The 16759-nt window shown below is 24.8% G+C and carries 17 protein-coding genes; 14 read left to right on the top strand and 3 right to left on the bottom strand.

Annotated elements, in window-relative coordinates; genetic code table 11:
* The first annotated feature begins 206 nt into the window (after window positions 1-206).
* The 3 genes from AC4FQV_RS06375 to AC4FQV_RS06365 all read left to right on the top strand — a co-directional run bounded on the left by AC4FQV_RS06375 (window position 207) and on the right by AC4FQV_RS06365 (window position 3106).
* Window positions 207-1490 carry a glycoside hydrolase family 125 protein gene (locus tag AC4FQV_RS06375; protein WP_491165114.1) on the top strand — a complete coding sequence of 428 codons (1284 nt, stop codon included), beginning with the start codon at window positions 207-209 and terminating at the stop codon, window positions 1488-1490.
* Window positions 1491-1757: 267 nt separating this feature from the next.
* Window positions 1758-2330: a hypothetical protein gene (locus AC4FQV_RS06370; RefSeq protein WP_491139617.1), complete on the top strand. Its 573-nt coding sequence runs from the start codon at window positions 1758-1760 to the stop codon at window positions 2328-2330.
* Between the two features lie 248 nt (window positions 2331-2578).
* Window positions 2579-3106, top strand: coding sequence for a hypothetical protein (locus AC4FQV_RS06365; RefSeq protein ID WP_491139616.1), 528 nt, complete (start codon window positions 2579-2581; stop codon window positions 3104-3106).
* 63 nt (window positions 3107-3169) lie between these two features.
* On the opposite strand, the gene lepB is transcribed toward AC4FQV_RS06365, so the two are convergent.
* Window positions 3170-3712, bottom strand: coding sequence for a signal peptidase I (gene lepB, locus AC4FQV_RS06360; protein WP_491139615.1), 543 nt, complete (start codon window positions 3710-3712; stop codon window positions 3170-3172).
* Window positions 3713-3884: 172 nt separating this feature from the next.
* Between lepB and AC4FQV_RS06355 the strand changes: the two genes are divergently transcribed.
* Window positions 3885-4721 (top strand): metallophosphoesterase, encoded by an 837-nt coding sequence (locus AC4FQV_RS06355; RefSeq protein ID WP_491165111.1) that lies wholly within the window; start codon window positions 3885-3887, stop codon window positions 4719-4721.
* 348 nt (window positions 4722-5069) lie between these two features.
* The gene (locus AC4FQV_RS06350; RefSeq protein ID WP_491165109.1) at window positions 5070-5540 is read left to right on the top strand and encodes a GNAT family N-acetyltransferase; all 471 of its coding nucleotides are present in this window, start codon (window positions 5070-5072) and stop codon (window positions 5538-5540) included.
* 56 nt (window positions 5541-5596) lie between these two features.
* Here AC4FQV_RS06350 and AC4FQV_RS06345 read toward each other — a convergent pair whose 3' ends face one another.
* Both AC4FQV_RS06345 and AC4FQV_RS06340 read right to left on the bottom strand, forming a co-directional pair.
* A complete protein-coding gene (locus AC4FQV_RS06345) occupies window positions 5597-5866 on the bottom strand; it encodes a hypothetical protein (protein ID WP_491139612.1) in 270 nt (89 codons plus the stop codon).
* Between the two features lie 71 nt (window positions 5867-5937).
* Window positions 5938-6351: a YtxH domain-containing protein gene (locus tag AC4FQV_RS06340; RefSeq protein ID WP_491139611.1), complete on the bottom strand. Its 414-nt coding sequence runs from the start codon at window positions 6349-6351 to the stop codon at window positions 5938-5940.
* Between the two features lie 533 nt (window positions 6352-6884).
* Here AC4FQV_RS06340 and AC4FQV_RS06335 point away from each other — a divergent pair.
* The 9 genes from AC4FQV_RS06335 to AC4FQV_RS06295 all read left to right on the top strand — a co-directional run bounded on the left by AC4FQV_RS06335 (window position 6885) and on the right by AC4FQV_RS06295 (window position 16671).
* Window positions 6885-8222 carry a hemolysin family protein gene (locus AC4FQV_RS06335; protein ID WP_491139610.1) on the top strand — a complete coding sequence of 446 codons (1338 nt, stop codon included), beginning with the start codon at window positions 6885-6887 and terminating at the stop codon, window positions 8220-8222.
* Window positions 8223-8449: 227 nt separating this feature from the next.
* The gene (locus tag AC4FQV_RS06330; protein WP_491165107.1) at window positions 8450-9487 is read left to right on the top strand and encodes a Fe(3+) ABC transporter substrate-binding protein; all 1038 of its coding nucleotides are present in this window, start codon (window positions 8450-8452) and stop codon (window positions 9485-9487) included.
* Window positions 9487-11082, top strand: a complete 1596-nt coding sequence (locus tag AC4FQV_RS06325; protein WP_491165103.1) for an ABC transporter permease — start codon at window positions 9487-9489, stop codon at window positions 11080-11082. Before AC4FQV_RS06330 ends, AC4FQV_RS06325 begins: the two co-directional genes overlap by 1 nt.
* A complete protein-coding gene (locus AC4FQV_RS06320) occupies window positions 11082-11762 on the top strand; it encodes an ABC transporter ATP-binding protein (RefSeq protein WP_491139607.1) in 681 nt (226 codons plus the stop codon). Before AC4FQV_RS06325 ends, AC4FQV_RS06320 begins: the two co-directional genes overlap by 1 nt.
* Before the next feature lie 170 nt (window positions 11763-11932).
* Entirely contained in the window at window positions 11933-12592 is a 660-nt protein-coding gene (locus AC4FQV_RS06315) for a ferredoxin-like domain-containing protein (protein WP_491165185.1), read from the top strand.
* Between the two features lie 185 nt (window positions 12593-12777).
* The gene (locus AC4FQV_RS06310; protein WP_491139606.1) at window positions 12778-12951 is read left to right on the top strand and encodes a (2Fe-2S)-binding protein; all 174 of its coding nucleotides are present in this window, start codon (window positions 12778-12780) and stop codon (window positions 12949-12951) included.
* Between the two features lie 89 nt (window positions 12952-13040).
* Window positions 13041-13424, top strand: a complete 384-nt coding sequence (gloA, locus tag AC4FQV_RS06305) for a lactoylglutathione lyase (RefSeq protein ID WP_491165101.1) — start codon at window positions 13041-13043, stop codon at window positions 13422-13424.
* Window positions 13425-13769: 345 nt separating this feature from the next.
* On the top strand, window positions 13770-14474 hold the full coding sequence (locus AC4FQV_RS06300; RefSeq protein WP_491139604.1) for a response regulator transcription factor: 705 nt from the start codon (window positions 13770-13772) through the stop codon (window positions 14472-14474).
* Window positions 14449-16671 (top strand): HAMP domain-containing sensor histidine kinase, encoded by a 2223-nt coding sequence (locus AC4FQV_RS06295; protein WP_491165099.1) that lies wholly within the window; start codon window positions 14449-14451, stop codon window positions 16669-16671. The genes AC4FQV_RS06300 and AC4FQV_RS06295 overlap by 26 nt, the downstream gene beginning before the upstream one ends.
* Window positions 16672-16759 lie beyond the last annotated feature (88 nt).

The raw sequence follows: 16759 nt of genomic DNA, 5'->3' as shown, positions 1-16759 counted from the left end.
AAAAAGTATATTTATTACCTTGGTGAAATGGTATACAATTAATCTAAAGTTCATCTTTTAAAAATTTTTATGGTGAACTTTGACTAATTATTAAAATTATTTTAGATAAGAATTAATAAATTTTTGGAAAAATTTAAGTGGATTTTAATTTAGTTTTTATAAATATAGCTAAAGAATAAATAGGTGAATTTTGGGGGAAAAGGGAAATGAGTGCTTCAACTAATCAATTAAAAGATATTGTAAAAAAAATTGGTAGAGATTTATCAAATAAAATAGAGGATGATAAGTTAAAAGAATTGTTTTATAACTGTTTTATAAATACAATGGATACAACTGTGGAAGTTTCAGAGGGAGATGCCTTTGTAATAACTGGAGATATTCCAGCTATGTGGCTTAGAGACTCAACTTCACAAGTAGAACATTATCTTCCTTTTGTCAAAGAGTATGAGGAGTTAAAAGATATATTTACTGGGTTAATAAATAGACAGATAAAATGTATATTCATAGATCCTTATGCAAATGCTTTTAATAAGGAACCTAATGGTCAAAAATGGGACAATGATATAACTAAGGATAGTCCATGGGTTTGGGAGAGAAAGTATGAAATAGATTCCTTATGCTATCCTGTTAGATTAATATATAAATATTGGAAGGAAACTGGAGATGAAACATTCTTTAATGAGGATATTAAAAAGGCATTTAATATTATAATAGACATTTTTAAAGTAGAGCAAAATCATAGAGAAAAATCAGATTATAGTTTCCAAAGGTTAAATTGCTCAGTAACAGATACTTTAAGCCATGAGGGATTAGGAACTCCTGTTACTTATACTGGAATGACATGGTCAGGCTTTAGACCAAGTGATGATGCTTGTGAATATGGATATTTAATTCCTTCTAACATGTTTGCAGTAGTTATTTTAAGATATATTTCAGAAATTGCAGAGAAGGTTTATAAAGATAATGAGCTTAAAGAAAAAGCTAACTTATTAAGAGAAGAAATAGATAAGGCTATAGAGAAGTATGGAAAAGTCTATAAAGAAGGTTTTGGATATGTTTATGCATATGAAACTGACGGCATGGGTAATTATAATTTTATGGATGATGCTAATGTGCCAAGCCTTTTATCAATTCCTTATTTAGAGTATAAAGATATAGATGATGAGGTTTATCAAAATACTAGAAAGTTTATACTAAGTAAAAATAATAGATTTTTCTTTGAAGGAAAGGTTGCTAAAGGAATAGGTAGTCCACATACACCAGATAGATATATATGGCATATAGCTTTATCAATGCAAGGATTAACTACAAATAATCAAGAAGAAATAAATAATTTAGTAAATCTTTTAAAAGAAACTGATGCTGGAACTGGATATATGCATGAAGGATTTGATGTAGATGACCCTACTAAGTTTACAAGAGCATGGTTTGCATGGTCAAATTCATTATTCTCACATTTTATATATGAGAAAGTTATAAATAAAAAATAAAATAATTTTGCTTATTCAACTTAATTAAGAAGTATTTAAGGAGGCAAACTCTTCTATACACTATCTCCATTGTTGTTTAAAATTTTATTTTTAATACTCTTTAATAAGACTTCTAATTAAGTTAAATATATATTTTATAGTTTAAAAGGCTATATAGAAACAATTATTATTTATTTATTTATTTAATTGTTTTTATATAGCCTTTAATTTGTATAATTTTTTGAATAGGTTTTGGGTTAAAAGGTAAAAATATACTGAGGTGAAATTATGAAAAAGTTAAGCCTAATAATTCTTATATTATTTACTTTAAACCTAGTAAGTTGTGATAAAAATGAGATTGTTATAAATTTTATTGATAATGAAATTGAAGTTGAAGAAAGTGAAAAAAGAGATATAACTATAGAATCTAAAGATAAATTTAATCAGTTTAGAAATAGCAATAAAAAGGTTACAAAAGAAATTTTAAAAACATATTTTAAAAATGATAAAACCTTAGTAAATTTTGAAATACCTAAAAAAACACTAGAAGAATATGAAAATTGGTTTATAAATATGCTTAGAGATAGAGGGGAGAGTGCTAAGTCTGTTTCTGATGCTTTTAGAGCTGTTGATATTTTAATCGGTGAAGATATAATTAAATTTCCTGTTATTATAGATAAGGTTATATTTAATGATAAGGAATCTTATTTAATAGTTTATTTGTGTGAAGATAGCAATAATTTAGATATGGAAGCTCAAGAGGTTATAGAATTAAAAAGATTTAATGAAATTTTAGTAATTGGTATTTATAAAGAATCTTTAGATATTTTCTATAAAAATAAATATAAGTATAGTGATTAATACAAAAATATACTATAAAAAAGTACTTTAAATAGATTAACAATATAATACATGGGAATTCAAATCAAAAAATGTTTATTTTTTGAAAAAATACTTGTAAATTAAGTAACAGTATGTTAATATAATATTAACAGGTTAAAGCATAAACCTAATTTCCCTATATTTCATATATATATGCATTTGTCCTATAAGTATCCCTTAGCTTATAGGACTTTTTGTTATATTTAAAACTTTTGGAGGGGATTTATATGGTTAAAAAAAAATTAGGGTTTTTATGGAGAGTAATTTTGCTAATTTTAATATTAGTACCTATAACTTTTAGAGTTTATGACCTATATTATATTAATTGCAATTGGGATATAAATTCTAAAGTAATAAAGAGAGGAAGAGTTTATAGAGATTATGTTAGAGAAAAAAATAAATTAGGCATACCAGAGGTTTATTATAAATATTCTTTTTTAACTCCAGAGGAAATGATGACTTTAGATGTATTAGCAAATACTGAAGAATACAATATTCAAGATGTTTCAAGAGATGTTGAACTTTATGTTTTATCAAAGGATAATAAGAGTTTAGAAGAGAATTTATCTCCTAAGGAAAAAAGAGAAGTTAATTATTATCTTTCTAATATACAAGAAAATGTTAAAAATACTTTAGAAAAAAACTCCTCTTACATATATATTATGAAAATGATTATGTCTGTTTTTACATCTTTAATGTTGGTTTTAAGTATGTATGCAATTTATATGATTGTTATATTTATAAATGAAAAATAAAGTTCTTAATTTAAGCTATTGTTAACTTTTAAAATTTTGAAAGTTAACAATAGCTTAAATTATTTATTTTAAAAAACCAATTCTATCCTTAGGGAAAACTCTAAATAAAGCTTTTCCATCTAAATTTTCCTTAGGAACATAGGGATTTTCCCACTTTCTTGCATCTTGGGAGCTTATTCTATTATCACCAAAAAATAAATAATTTTCCTTAGGAACATAAAAAGTCTTATTTATTGATTCATTATTTTTTACATAAGGCTCCTCTATTAAATTGTCATTTACATATAAAAGTCCATCTTTTAATTCTACCTTTTCACCAGGAAGTCCAATTACTCTTTTTATAAGAAGTTCTTTAGAGGATTCATGATTAAAAACAAAAATATCACCTCTTTTAATTTTTGTATAAATTTTGCTAACAATTAATTGGTCCTCTTCCATTATTGTAGGTTTCATAGAACCTGTAGGGATATAGGCCTTATATAATAGGTGATTTGTTAGTAGATAGGAAGATAGAAAAAAAATTAAACAAAATAAAGTTAAAAAGCTTATTTTAAATTTAGATTTTTTGCTTAAAGTAGATGATTTTTTTTCTCTTAATAAATACATATATAATTTGTTGTAATTTTAACTTTATTACAACAATACTCACCTCCTATCTTAAGTAAATAATATCATAAAATAGAATAAAATGGAAATAAAAGAAAATAAAGTAAAGTTTTAATTGTATAAGCATTTTCATATATAAATATATAAGAGATTATAAGGATGTTTTATTTTTATGAAAGATTTATCAAATTTTATAAAGGTTTCTTCAGCTTTAGGTATTTTGGCTACAACTTATTTAATTTATGAGAATAACAGTATTCTTATAAAAGAGTATGAGCTTTTTTCAAAAAAAACTCCAAAAAATTTTAAGGGCTTTAAAATATTGCATTTAAACAATTTATATGGTAAAAGATTTGGTCAAGAAAGCATTAGAGTATTAGAAAAAATTGATAAATTAAATCCAGATATTATTTTTGTAACTGGTGTAAGTTTAAAACGTTTTTCAGAAAATGATTGTATATTTTTTGACTTATGTAAAAAATTAAGAACTTTTTATCCTATATATTATTCCTTAGGCGATAAAGAGGTGTTGTTAAAGAAAGGGGAAGAAATTTTTTTAAAATATTTAAAAGCTTTAAAAGATATTGGGGTAATTATATTAAATAACAATAAGGTATCAATTATAAAATCTGAAGATAAATTAAATATTTATGGAATTTACATAGAGAAAGAAAAAATAAAAAATTACATTAAAGAAAATAACTATAAGTCTTTTTTAAAGAATGAAATATTTAACAAAATAGGAACTGCTAATAAGAGTGAATTTAATATTGTTTTAACAAATGATGTTGTTAACTTTGAAAGTTATGTAAGATGGGGAAGTGATATAACTTTTGCAGGATATACAAAAATAATAAATAATTATATATTTAATAATTTTGTGGAAAGAAATAAAGATATTTTTATAAAGAAAGATTCCTCAATGATTCTAAGCAAAGGGTTAGGATGTGATTTATTAAAACTAAGAGTAATTAATAGACCAGAAATAAGTTTAATAACTCTTAGATAAATAAATTGTTCTATAATATATAAATTAGCAAATAATTATTAATGTTATTATTATATGAATTCAGAAGGAAAGATATTATATTAAATAATTTATAGCTATTTTAAAGTACTTTTTAGTAAGTTAAAATAGCTTTTTTGTATTTTATAATGATTTATTTTATTAAGTTATTAACTTGTATATATAAATATTAATTATATATTAGATAATTAGAAGAATAAATGTTATAAAATAATATTGCTGTAATTAATAGATTCAAATTATAATGTAAAATTATAATATATAGAATAAGGAAATAAAAAAATAGTAGAAAAGCATTAAGATAAATATTTATATTGGAGGAGATTATAAATGGAAAAGAACGAGAAAACAGAAAAAGAAAATAAATTTGAAAAAATTTATAATACTTCCTTACCAGATGGATATAGGTTTACTAATTTTAGATTTGGAGATGAAAATAATTGGGCTTATATTCAGTATTCAGCAGGGGTTTTTAAGGATTATCAAAAAGCAATTAGAAAAATTTTTGAAGAAGAAGGTGCATTAAAAAAAGATTTTAAAAATCGTTGCATATTTCTTGAAGATGCAGAAGGGGTTAGAGTTGGGACATTAATGTTAATACCTAGCAATAAAGAAGAAGGACTTCAAGATATAAAGTATCTAGCTATTATTCCTAAGTATAAAGAAAAAGGATTAGAGAATATACTTATTGCAAAAGCTAATAAAATGATAAAAGATATAAAAGGTGCAACTAAGATTAATACAGGAGAATATAATGAAAAATCTTTAGTTAATTTTGATAAATTAGGATTTGAAAGATAAAATAATAAAACTCATTCCAAAAAAATCTTTAAAGATTTGCCTTGGAATGAGTTTTGTTATTTTTTAAAGAAAACTTGACTAACTATTCTAACGATTTCTTTTACAATTTCAACGTTAGATTCTATATGTTCTTTAGCAACTATTAATTCAGCTGTAGTTTCTGTTGCCACATCAGATATGTCTTTTATATTTTGACAAGTGTCATTTACATTATTAGCTATTTCAGGTAAATCGTTAATTGTTTTAGTAAGGTTGTCCTTATTTTGGTCTATAAGACTATTTATATTTGACACTAACTTTAAAACTTTGTTTAATGTTAGTATCAAATAGACAATAGCCACACAACCTAGTAAAGCTAGTATAATGTAAATAAAGTTTAAATCTATATACATACTTATTATTTAGATTTATTAACTTCTTCATTTTCAGAAGAAGTAGATTCATCTAAAACCTCAACAGGAAGTTTATTTTCTTCTACAGCTTCTTCATGATGTTTACATTTTTTGTTGTTTAAATATTCTTTTATTTTGCATTTTGCTTCAGTTATATTTTCTCTACCTTTTTCAATTTGTGTATTTAAATTCTCTTTAAATTCATTATTTTTATCATTTAATTTTTGAGCTACTTTTCTTGAACTCTCTTTTAATTCTTCTCTTGTTTCTTTTCCAGATCTAGGAGCAAATAGTAAACCACCTAATACTCCAGCTAAAGTACCAACGGCAGCTCCAGTTACAGCAACTTTAGCTTTTTTATTTCTTTCGGCTCTAGCCTTAGCTTTTCTTTTTTCTTCTATTAATTTTGCTAAACTCATTATTCATACCTCCCAATAATTTATACATATCGTTAATTAAATTATACTATATAGTACAAAAAAATCAATAATAATTATTACTTAATACAATTAGCGTAGAAATTTATTTTGTTATTTTTATAATATTTAAATTTAATTATATTTTTTATATAATAGATTTCCTTCTTTAATAAATATATATTATGATAAGTGAAATAAATTACAGGAAAAATAATAAATTTAAAAAATATAATATTTTTATTAAAAACAAAGCACTTTAATAAAAATAAATGCATAATTATTAATTATTACATTAAAAGAAAACTTAAAATTAAAAAGTTATAGTATTGTTTTTCAAATATATGTAATAAATATAATAAGTGACTTAAATTATTTATTTAGTATAATTTAGCCTAAATTGTGCATATTATATAATTGAATAAAAAACACCGTTATGGTATTATGATTTAAAATTACTTATCTTATAAGTATATTTTATTTCAATTAACTATAAGATAAATAAAAAATTATTTTTTTAGAGGAGGAGTTAAAGAATGGACCCGAGTCCCAGTATTTTACCAAAAATTATTCTAATATTAATTCTTATCTTAATTAATGCATTCTTTGCAGCAGCAGAGATGGCAATGGTATCTGTAAATAAATCAAAGATAAAAATGCTTGCAGAAAAGGGAAATAAAAAAGCTCTTTTATTAAAAAAGGTTTTAAAATCTCCAGGCAATTTTTTATCTACTATTCAAATAGGAATAACTTTTGCAGGTTTTTTTGCCAGTGCATCAGCAGCTACTAGCATTTCAGAAACTCTAGCTAATTTCATGTACAAGCTAAATATTCCTTACAGCAACATTATTTCAGTTATAGTTATAACTGTTCTTTTATCTTATGTAACATTAGTATTTGGAGAATTACTTCCAAAGAGAATAGCTTTACAAAAACCAGAGGAAATTGCTTTAATGTCTATAAGACCAATCAATTTTATTTCTAAAATATCAAAACCTTTTGTAAAAATACTTTCATCTTCAACGAATTTATTTATAAAGATTTTAGGCTTAAATAAGGTTTCCAATAAAGAAACAGTATCTAAAGATGAGATAAAATCTATGATAAATATAGGAGAAGAAAATGGAGTAATTGATAAAACTGAAAAGGATATGTTAGATAATATTTTTGAGTTTGATCATAAAATAGTTAAGGAAGTTATGACTCCTAGGGGAGAGGTTTTTGCAATAAAATCAAATACTCAAAATGAGGTTATTGCTAAAAAACTTATAAGCGAGCAATTTTCAAGGGTTCCAGTTTATAATGAAAGTAAGGACAACATAGTTGGAATTCTTTATTTAAAGGATTTCTTTGAGGCAGTTGTAAAAATTGGTATGGATAATATTAAACTAGATGAGTTAATACGTCCAGCATATTTTGTTCTTGAGAATAAAGCTATAGATGATTTATTTAAGGAATTACAAGATAGCAAACAACATATGGCTGTAATAATAGATGAGTACGGTGGATTTTCTGGAATAGTTACTATAGAAGATTTAATTGAAGAAGTTATGGGTGATATATTAGATGAATATGACGATTCAGAAAGCTACATAGATAAGATAGATAATAATACCTATGTAGTAGACGGTTTATTAACATTAGACAAGCTAAATGATTCTTTAAACCTAAATCTTGAAAGTCAGAATATAGAGACTATAGGTGGTTTTGTTGTTAACTTAATAGGAAATATTCCGCAAAAGGAAAATCAAATGATTGAATATAACAATCTTTCTTTCCAAGTTTGTAAAACTAATAAAAAGAGAATTGAAAAATTAAAAATTTATTTAAATAATACTTCTTCATTTAATTCTGAAGTTGTATTAAATAGTTAAGTTTATAAATAATTAAGGTAGTAAATTTAAAGAATTTACTACCTTTTTTTATTTTAGCAAATATGTATAAATTGAAAATAAATTTTAAATATAAAATTAAAAGCTTGACATTAAAAATGATAATCAGTATCATTTAAACAGGGAGTGCTAATTTTATTAATTTATCAAAATTAAGTCGTATTTTTAATATATTTATTAAAAATTTGAAAGTTTAAGGGGGAAAATAAATGTTAAAAAGAAAAAAAATATTAGTTTTAGCAATAGCTACAGTTATGACTATGGGAGTTTTGACTGGATGTAGTAATAAGGAAAAAGAAGTTAAGGGAGAAAGTAAAGAGGTTAACGTTTATTCCTCAAGACATTATGATGTAGATAAAAAATTATTTAAAGATTTTGAAGAAGAAACTGGAATAAAGGTTAACTTAGTTGAGGGAAAAAGTGATGAATTAATTGAGAGAATTTCAAGAGAAGGAGATAAAAGTTCAGCAGATTTATTTTTAACTGTAGGTGCAGAGAATATTGCTACTTTAAAGAATAAAGATTTATTAAAAGAAGTATCTTCAGAGAAAATAGAGAGTAATATACCTAAGGAATATAGAGGAGAGAATTGGGTTGGCTTAACTTCTAGAGCTAGAATCATTGTTTATAATAAGGATAAAGTAGATAAAGATTCAATAAAGACATATGATGACTTAATTAAGGAAGAATTTAAAGGGAAAGTTTTAACTAGAAGTTCAAGTTCATCATATAATAATGCTTTATTAGCATCATTTATACAATTAAAAGGAGAGGATTATGCAAAATCCTGGGCTGAAGGAATGGTAAATAATTTTGCTAGAACTCCAGAGGGAAATGATAGAGACCAAGCAAAAGCTATAATAGCTGGTATTGGAGATGTTGGAATAATGAATTCTTATTACATAGCTAAAATGATTTCATCTTCTGATGAAGAAGAAGCTAAGGTTGGAAAAGAAATAGGAGTTTTATTCCCAGAAAATACTCATTTAAACTTAAGTTTTGGAGCTCTTATGAAAAATAGCAAAAATGAGAATAATGCTATTGCACTTTTAGAGTATTTAACAGATGAAAAAGCTCAAAAAGCTTATGTTGATGAAAATGGAGAATTTTCATTGAATCCTAAAGTTGGAAAAAGTGAACTTCAAAAATCTTGGGGAGATTTTACAGTTCAAGATTTAAATTATGAAACATTAGGAGAGGAAAAAGAAAAAGCTACATTAATATTTGATCAAGTAGGATGGAAATAATGAAAAGATTTAGATTTAATGGTTGGGCAATTTTAAGTGCTATAATTAGTTTGCTTATCATTATACCTAATTTAGATGTGATACTTCACTTATTTAAAAGTCCTAATAGCACTTGGTATCATATAAAGGAATATTTATTGAAAGATTATGTAGTAACTTCTATAATAGTTGTTTTCTTTACTGTTTTATTAAGTATTTTAATAGGAGTAACTTTAGCTTGGTTAGTAGCATCTTATGATTTTCCTTTTAGAAAATTTTTTAAGCTAGCTTTAATACTTCCTTTAGCCATACCACCTTATATTGGGGCTTACACATATTCTGGAATATTAAGCTATACAGGTTTTGTACAAAGATTTTTTAGAAATTTTTTAGGGTTTGATGTGAATCAAAAGTATTTTGATATTATGTCTATAAAGGGAGCAATCTTTATATTTACCTTATTTTTATTTCCTTATGTGTATATGATAACTAGAAGTTTTTTAGAAAAACAATCATCAGGTTTAATAGAAAGTGCTAGACTTTTAGGAAGAGGTCCTATAGCGATATTTTTTAAAGTAATAATACCTGTAAGTAGAGGGGCCATAGTTGCAGGAGGAACTTTAATTGCTTTAGAGGTTTTAAGTGATTATGGAGTTGTTTTATATTTAGGAGTTCAAAGTTTTAGTACTGCTATATTTAAAAGTTGGATATCTTTAGGTGATGTAGATTCTGCTATAAGATTGTCATCAATACTTATGGTTACAGTCTTTATTATACTTGCTTTTGAAAAGTTTTTAAGAGGAAGGAGAAAGTTTAGTTTTACAAATACAAAGATTAGACCTTTAAAGAGAAAGAAGCTTGAAGGATTTAGTAAATATATAGCTATTTTATATTGTTTTATAATTTTTGCTTTAGGATTTTTAATACCTGTTGTTCAAATGGTTCTTTGGTCTATTAAAAGTTATAAAAATATATATTATAGTCAATTCTTAAACATGATATTTAATTCTGTATTTCTTGCATCTTTATGTAGTTTAATTATTGTAATTATGGCTTTAATAGTTGCAAACTATGTAAGAAGTAATGAGGGAATTTTAGGAAAAGTTTATAGTAAAGTAACTTTAATAGGATACTCTCTTCCTGGGGCTGTGGTTGCTATAACAATGATTTTATTTTTCTCTAATATAGAAAGTAAAATTAAAGGTTTAGCTTTAAGCACAAGTATTTTAGTGCTTGTATTTGCTTATATAATAAGGTTTTTAGCAATAGGATATCAGAATATAGAAGGGGGCTTTGAAAAGATAGGAAATAAATTTACTGAAGCTTCAAGAACTTTAGGTTATGGTAGAACTAAAACTTTCTTTAAGGTTGATATACATTTATTAAAACCTGCAATTTTAGGAGCTTTTGCTTTAACTTTTGTTGATATAATAAAAGAACTTCCATTGGTTTTAACTTTAAGACCATTTAATTTTTATACCTTATCTACAAAGGTATTTGAATATGCTAATGATGAGATGATTCCAGAATCGTCTATACCATCTTTAATAATAGTATTTATTAGCTTTTTAGCTATATATTTCTTATATAAAGTTGCAGATAAGGAGGAAAAATAATGTATATTAAGGCAGAGGGATTAAATTTTAAATATCCAAATTCTAAAAAAGATATTATTTATAATTTTAATATGAATTTAGAAAAAGGAGATATATTAGCTATTTTGGGAGAAAGTGGAAGTGGGAAAAGCACAATACTTAGAATAATAGCTGGTTTAGAAGAGGCAAGTAAGGGAAAAATTAAAATTGGAGAAAAGTTAGTTTTTTCAGAGGACATTTTTATTGAGGCAGAAAAAAGAGGTGTTGGAATGGTTTTTCAAGATTATGCATTATTTCCTCATATGACTGTTAAAAAAAATATTCAGTTTGGTCTTAAAAATAAGAGCAAAAAAGAAAAAGAAGAGATATCAAAGGAAATGCTTAAACTTGTTAATCTTTTAGAACATGAAAATAAATATCCTTATGAATTAAGTGGAGGACAACAACAAAGAGTTGCAATAGCTAGAGCTATAGCACCTAAACCAGCAGTTCTTTTGCTAGATGAACCTTTTTCTAACTTAGATGCTAATCTTCAAGAAAAAATAAGAGAAGAAATAAGAGATATACTTAAAAAATCAAAAATAACTTCTATTTTTGTAACTCATGATAGGAAAGATGCAAAAGCTTTAGCAAATAAGTTTATAGAATTAAAAGATGGGAAAATAGTAAAATCAGATTTAATTGAAAGTTTATTAGTATAAAAATTAAAAAAGATGGCATAAGATAAGGATAAATTCTTATGTCATCTTTTATTTTATGTGTAACATAAGTTACCTATTTTTTTATAGCTTTAGTGTATACTAATAATGATTTATATTTAAAGTTTAGAGGAGGACATTTAGTGAATAATTTAAAAAATAATATACCTAAAATGATTAGTGGTACTAACTATGGAAACTTACAAAAAATTAGAGAGGGAAAAAGAACTTTTGGAATAACTCCTCATATTCCAGGAGGCTTTATTACACCAGAACAACTAGAAAACATTGCAAAGGTAGCTAAGAAATACAATGGAGTTATAAAGATAACTTCTGGTCAAAGAATTTTAATAACTAATTTAAAAGGGGAAGACTTACCTAGTATATGGAGAGAATTAGGAATGGAACCTGCTGTTAAGAAACAAAATTCAATAAAAAATGTTGAGATGTGTCCAGCTGGATTTTGTAAAAGGTCAAAATTTAACACAATAGGTACTGGTATGAAAATTTTAAATAAATATAAGCATATGGATATGCCCTGTAGAACTAAAATTGGAGTATCTGGATGTAGAAACGCTTGTGGAAGTGTCTATGCAAAAGATATTGGAGTTATAGCAGATAAAGAAGGTTTTTTAATAACTGTAGGAGGTTCAGCAGGATATAATCAAAGGATGGCGAATATATTAATTAAAGATGTTAAGGAACAAGAAGCTTTAAAAATAGTTGATAAGGTTTTAGCTATTTATAAAGAAGAAGCTATGCCTGGAGAAAAGTTAGGAAACTTTATAGAAAGAATAGGAATTGAAAGTTTTAGGAAGAAAACATTAGCATAATTTAGAAAATTAAGAATAAACTTAAATATAAACTTAATAAGACTTAAAATGCTTATATTTGGCGTGTGCAATAAAGTTTTTTATCTGTTATTATCTTATTAAACGATAAAGATTATTATTTAATAATTATAATAAATTAGAAATCTGAGCAAAATATTAAAGTGATTTGAGAGGAGACTTTTATTATGTCAAACATTTGTTTATGTAAAGGAATTTCAGAAGAAAAGATAGTTGAGGTTATTAAGGACGGAGCTCTTTCAGTAGAAGAAGTTGGAGAAAAAACAGGAGCTACAACAGGTGCTTGTTGTGGAGCTAGATGTAAGTGTAAGATTGAGGAGCTAATAGAAGAGAATAAATAATTTAATGAAAGTAGGTGCCTTGCTTTAGGCACCTCTTTTTTTAGAAATATTAAGATAAAAATTTTATATTTATTATAGGAGGAAATTTAATGAAAAGCAAAATGTTACACACTTGTATAAGAGTTAAGGATTTAGAAAAGTCTTTAAAATTTTATAAAGAGGCTTTAGGTCTTATTGAAACAAGAAGAAAAGATTTTAAAGATAAGGGCTTTACTTTAGTTTATCTTTCTGACAAGGAAGAGGGCTATGAGATTGAATTAACTTATAATTATGACCAAGAAAAACCTTATGATTTAGGAAATGGATTTAGTCATATAGCTGTTGGAGTAGAGGATTTAGAAGCAGAAAGAGATAGACATATTTCTTTAGGATATGAAGTTACACCTTTAAAAGCATTGTCAAAAACTTCATCAGCTTATTATTTCTTAACAGACCCAGATGGATATAAAGTTGAAGTAATTAAAATTAAATAAAAATAAGTAATAATTAAGAAACTCTTTAGAAAATCTTTAGATTTATCTAGAGGGTTTCTTTATTTTTTTATTTTAATATAAAGACATAGTAAAGGCTAAGTTATATTTAAAATATTAAGTTTAGGAGGTGTTTTAAAATTAAGTTTAGTAATCTTAATATATTTAAAATAGCTTTTTGTAAGAGAGGTATTTTTAAAAGTTAAAGATTTTATATGCTATCATTATATTAAAATATTAGATTATTTTAATAAGTTAAGATTTATAGTGATATATTTAAGTTATTAGGTATATAGAAACTTTATTTAATCTAATAAAATATAGTGATTGAAAAGGAAGTAATGAAAAATGGAAAAGTATAATATTTTAGTTGTTGAAGATGAAAAAGAAATAAGAGAGGCTATTGAAATATATTTAAAAAATCAAGGTTACAATGTTTTTAAAGGTAGCAATGGAATAGAAGGTTTAGAAATAATAGAAAAGGAAGATATTCATTTAGCTATTGTAGATATAATGATGCCTAAAATGGATGGTGCTACTATGGTTATGAAAGTTAGAGAAAACTATGATTTTCCTATAATAATGTTATCTGCAAAATCTGAAGATATGGATAAAATTTTAGGATTAAATATTGGAGCAGATGATTACATAACAAAACCTTTTAATCCTTTAGAACTTCTTGCAAGAGTTAATTCTCAGTTAAGAAGATATTCTAAATATTTAAGTATGGTAAAGAAAGAGGGAAAAGAAAAAAACTCATATATAATTGGAGGATTAGAAGTAAATACTGATAGTAAAGAGGTTTTAGTAGATGGTGAAAAGGTAAAATTAACCCCTATTGAATTTAAAATACTTGAATTACTTATTAAAAATCCAGGAAGAGTTTTTTCAGCAGAAGAAATCTATGAAAGAGTATGGAATGAAAATGCAGTAAATACTGATACTGTAATGGTTCATGTAAGAAATATAAGAGAAAAAATAGAGATAGATCCAAAAAATCCAAAATATTTAAAGGTGGTGTGGGGAGTTGGCTATAAAATCGACAAACAATAAAGAAAAGGTTAATTCTAAAAAAACTAGTAAGAAAAATATTATTTTTTCAATATTTATATTTGTATTAATAGGAATTGTTTCCTTAGCCTCTTTGTTAGCTTATCCTATAATAGATAAAAATGCTTCAGAGTATGTTAAAAATTATGATTTGTTAGATAATTATGATTTAAGAGAAGATATAGTAGAAACTAATTATGGAATATACTTTGATTATTTAGAGAATAAAGCTAAAGAAAATAATAAGCCTTTAAATCCTTCAAAGGACTTAGTTGATACAAATAGAAATAATGACTATGAAGACAGAGATATTTCTAAAAATAAAATAGTTGAAGAAAATAGGAGAGTAAATTCAAGAATTAATTCTCTTTTAAATAGCTTAAATTCTTTAGGAAATTTAAATGTATATGCTATGGATAATGAAGGTAATACAGTTTATAAGACTAAAGGAGAACAAGATTGGTTACTTGAAGCTTTAGCTAAAGGAAAAAAAGTAAATAAAAGTGATTTAGAAGAATACTTTAGATTCTATATTCTTATAAAATATGATAGTAAAGGGCAAGTTTCATTAAAAGAGGTTTATGGAGATAATAATAAGGAAATAAATAGATTAGTAAATGAGATGAGTTCACCATATTATTTGTATAAGGATAAATATGAAGCAAAGCCAATAGAAAATATGACTTATGTTTATGCTGTGCCAAAGAATTTACAATATAAAGATAGTTTATATTATAAAGATTTAAATTGTAGAATTAAAGCCTTATTTTTAGCTACTATACCTTTCATAACAGTAGGTATAGTGGTTATAATTCTTTTAGCTTTACTTATTCCGTTTAGATATACAAGAGAAATTTTAGGCTTTAAGAATTTCTCAAAAATGCCTTTAGAGCTTAACTTAATTTTAATTTTAATTATTGCATTTTTAAGTTTTGTAGGCTATTGGTTAGGTCTTGGAGCTATGCTTAAAGATGGAATAGGAGAAGGTATTAGGATGAATATATTCCCATATGTTAATGCCTTTACTAATGTTTTAGGTTGGATTTACCTTGTATTTGTTTATGGATTTGTATTCTTTGAAATTTTATATATAAAAAATATATTTAATATAGGCTTTAGAAGTTTTATAAGAAAACAATCCTTAATATATAGATTAAAAGATGTTGTTATTTCTTTATTTAGAAAATTTGCAAATTATCTAAAGGGAATAGATTTAAATAAAAATAGTGATAAGATGATTTTGATTCTTATAGGAATAAACTTTATTATTGTTTCACTATTTTGTGTATTATGGTTCTTTGGAATATTCTTAGCTATTATATACTCAATTGCTTTATTCTACTTTGGCAAAAAGTATATAGATAAGTTAAAAAAAGATTATAATAAAGTTTTAGAAAGAACAAAGGAAATATCTAAAGGAAATTTAGATGAAAAGGAAAATTGTGATTGTGGCTTTTTTAATCCTATGAGAGATGAATTAAACAATATACAATCAGGATTTAAAAAGGCAGTTGAGGAAGAAGTTAAAAGTCAAAGAATGAAGACAGAGCTTATATCTAATGTTTCTCATGATTTAAAAACTCCATTAACTTCTATAATCGCTTATGTTGATTTGTTAAAGGGAGAAACTGATGAGGAGAAGAGAAAGGCTTATTTAGATACTTTAGAAAGAAAATCCTTAAGATTAAAGGAGTTAATAGAAGATTTATTTGAAGTTACTAAGGCTACTACAGGAAATGTTACCTTAAATATTATGGATGTTGATGTTGCTTATTTAATGAAAGAAGTTATTTTAGAATTAGAAGATAAAATAAAAGAAGCCTCTTTAGATGTTAGACTTTCTCTTCCAAGAGAGAAGGTTATATTAAAGTTAGATGGACAAAGAACTTATAGAGTTTTTGAAAATCTAATAATAAATGCAGTTAAGTATGCACTTCCTAATTCAAGAGTATATATAGATATTAAAGATGAAAAGGAAGAAGTTTCTATAGTGATAAAAAATATATCAGCAGAGGAAATAACTTTTGATATTAATGAAATTTCAGAACGTTTTGTAAGAGGAGACAAGGCTCGTAATACAGAGGGAGCAGGGTTAGGTCTTGCTATAGTTAAGAGTTTTGTTGAACTTCAAGGAGGAAAATTTAATATTGTTGTAGATGGTGATTTATTTAAGGCCATTATAATATTTAGAAAATTTTAGCTTTTAGAATAACAGATTATTATAATTTACTCTTTTATTTATTAAATTTAATGTAAAAAACAAATAGGATTTTCTTATTAAAATTATA

The organism is Clostridium sp. TJA038 (assembly GCF_058310255.1).
The sequence above is the reverse complement of the archived record's forward strand: the minus strand, read 5'-3'. Positions and strand labels throughout refer to the sequence as shown.

Excerpts from the sequence above, each read along its gene's own strand:
- AC4FQV_RS06340 (WP_491139611.1), bottom strand. The coding sequence starts at position 6,351 with ATGAGTTTAGCAAAATTAATAGAAGAAAAAAGAAAAGCTAAGGCTAGA.
- AC4FQV_RS06355 (WP_491165111.1), top strand. The coding sequence starts at position 3,885 with ATGAAAGATTTATCAAATTTTATAAAGGTTTCTTCAGCTTTAGGTATT.
- AC4FQV_RS06370 (WP_491139617.1), top strand. The coding sequence starts at position 1,758 with ATGAAAAAGTTAAGCCTAATAATTCTTATATTATTTACTTTAAACCTA.
- gloA (WP_491165101.1), top strand. The coding sequence starts at position 13,041 with ATGAAAAGCAAAATGTTACACACTTGTATAAGAGTTAAGGATTTAGAA.
- AC4FQV_RS06375 (WP_491165114.1), top strand. The coding sequence starts at position 207 with ATGAGTGCTTCAACTAATCAATTAAAAGATATTGTAAAAAAAATTGGT.
- AC4FQV_RS06330 (WP_491165107.1), top strand. The coding sequence starts at position 8,450 with ATGTTAAAAAGAAAAAAAATATTAGTTTTAGCAATAGCTACAGTTATG.
- AC4FQV_RS06335 (WP_491139610.1), top strand. The coding sequence starts at position 6,885 with ATGGACCCGAGTCCCAGTATTTTACCAAAAATTATTCTAATATTAATT.
- AC4FQV_RS06320 (WP_491139607.1), top strand. The coding sequence starts at position 11,082 with ATGTATATTAAGGCAGAGGGATTAAATTTTAAATATCCAAATTCTAAA.
- AC4FQV_RS06315 (WP_491165185.1), top strand. The coding sequence starts at position 11,933 with ATGATTAGTGGTACTAACTATGGAAACTTACAAAAAATTAGAGAGGGA.
- AC4FQV_RS06310 (WP_491139606.1), top strand. The coding sequence starts at position 12,778 with ATGTCAAACATTTGTTTATGTAAAGGAATTTCAGAAGAAAAGATAGTT.
- AC4FQV_RS06350 (WP_491165109.1), top strand. The coding sequence starts at position 5,070 with ATGGAAAAGAACGAGAAAACAGAAAAAGAAAATAAATTTGAAAAAATT.
- AC4FQV_RS06325 (WP_491165103.1), top strand. The coding sequence starts at position 9,487 with ATGAAAAGATTTAGATTTAATGGTTGGGCAATTTTAAGTGCTATAATT.
- AC4FQV_RS06365 (WP_491139616.1), top strand. The coding sequence starts at position 2,579 with ATGGTTAAAAAAAAATTAGGGTTTTTATGGAGAGTAATTTTGCTAATT.
- AC4FQV_RS06300 (WP_491139604.1), top strand. The coding sequence starts at position 13,770 with ATGGAAAAGTATAATATTTTAGTTGTTGAAGATGAAAAAGAAATAAGA.
- lepB (WP_491139615.1), bottom strand. The coding sequence starts at position 3,712 with ATGTATTTATTAAGAGAAAAAAAATCATCTACTTTAAGCAAAAAATCT.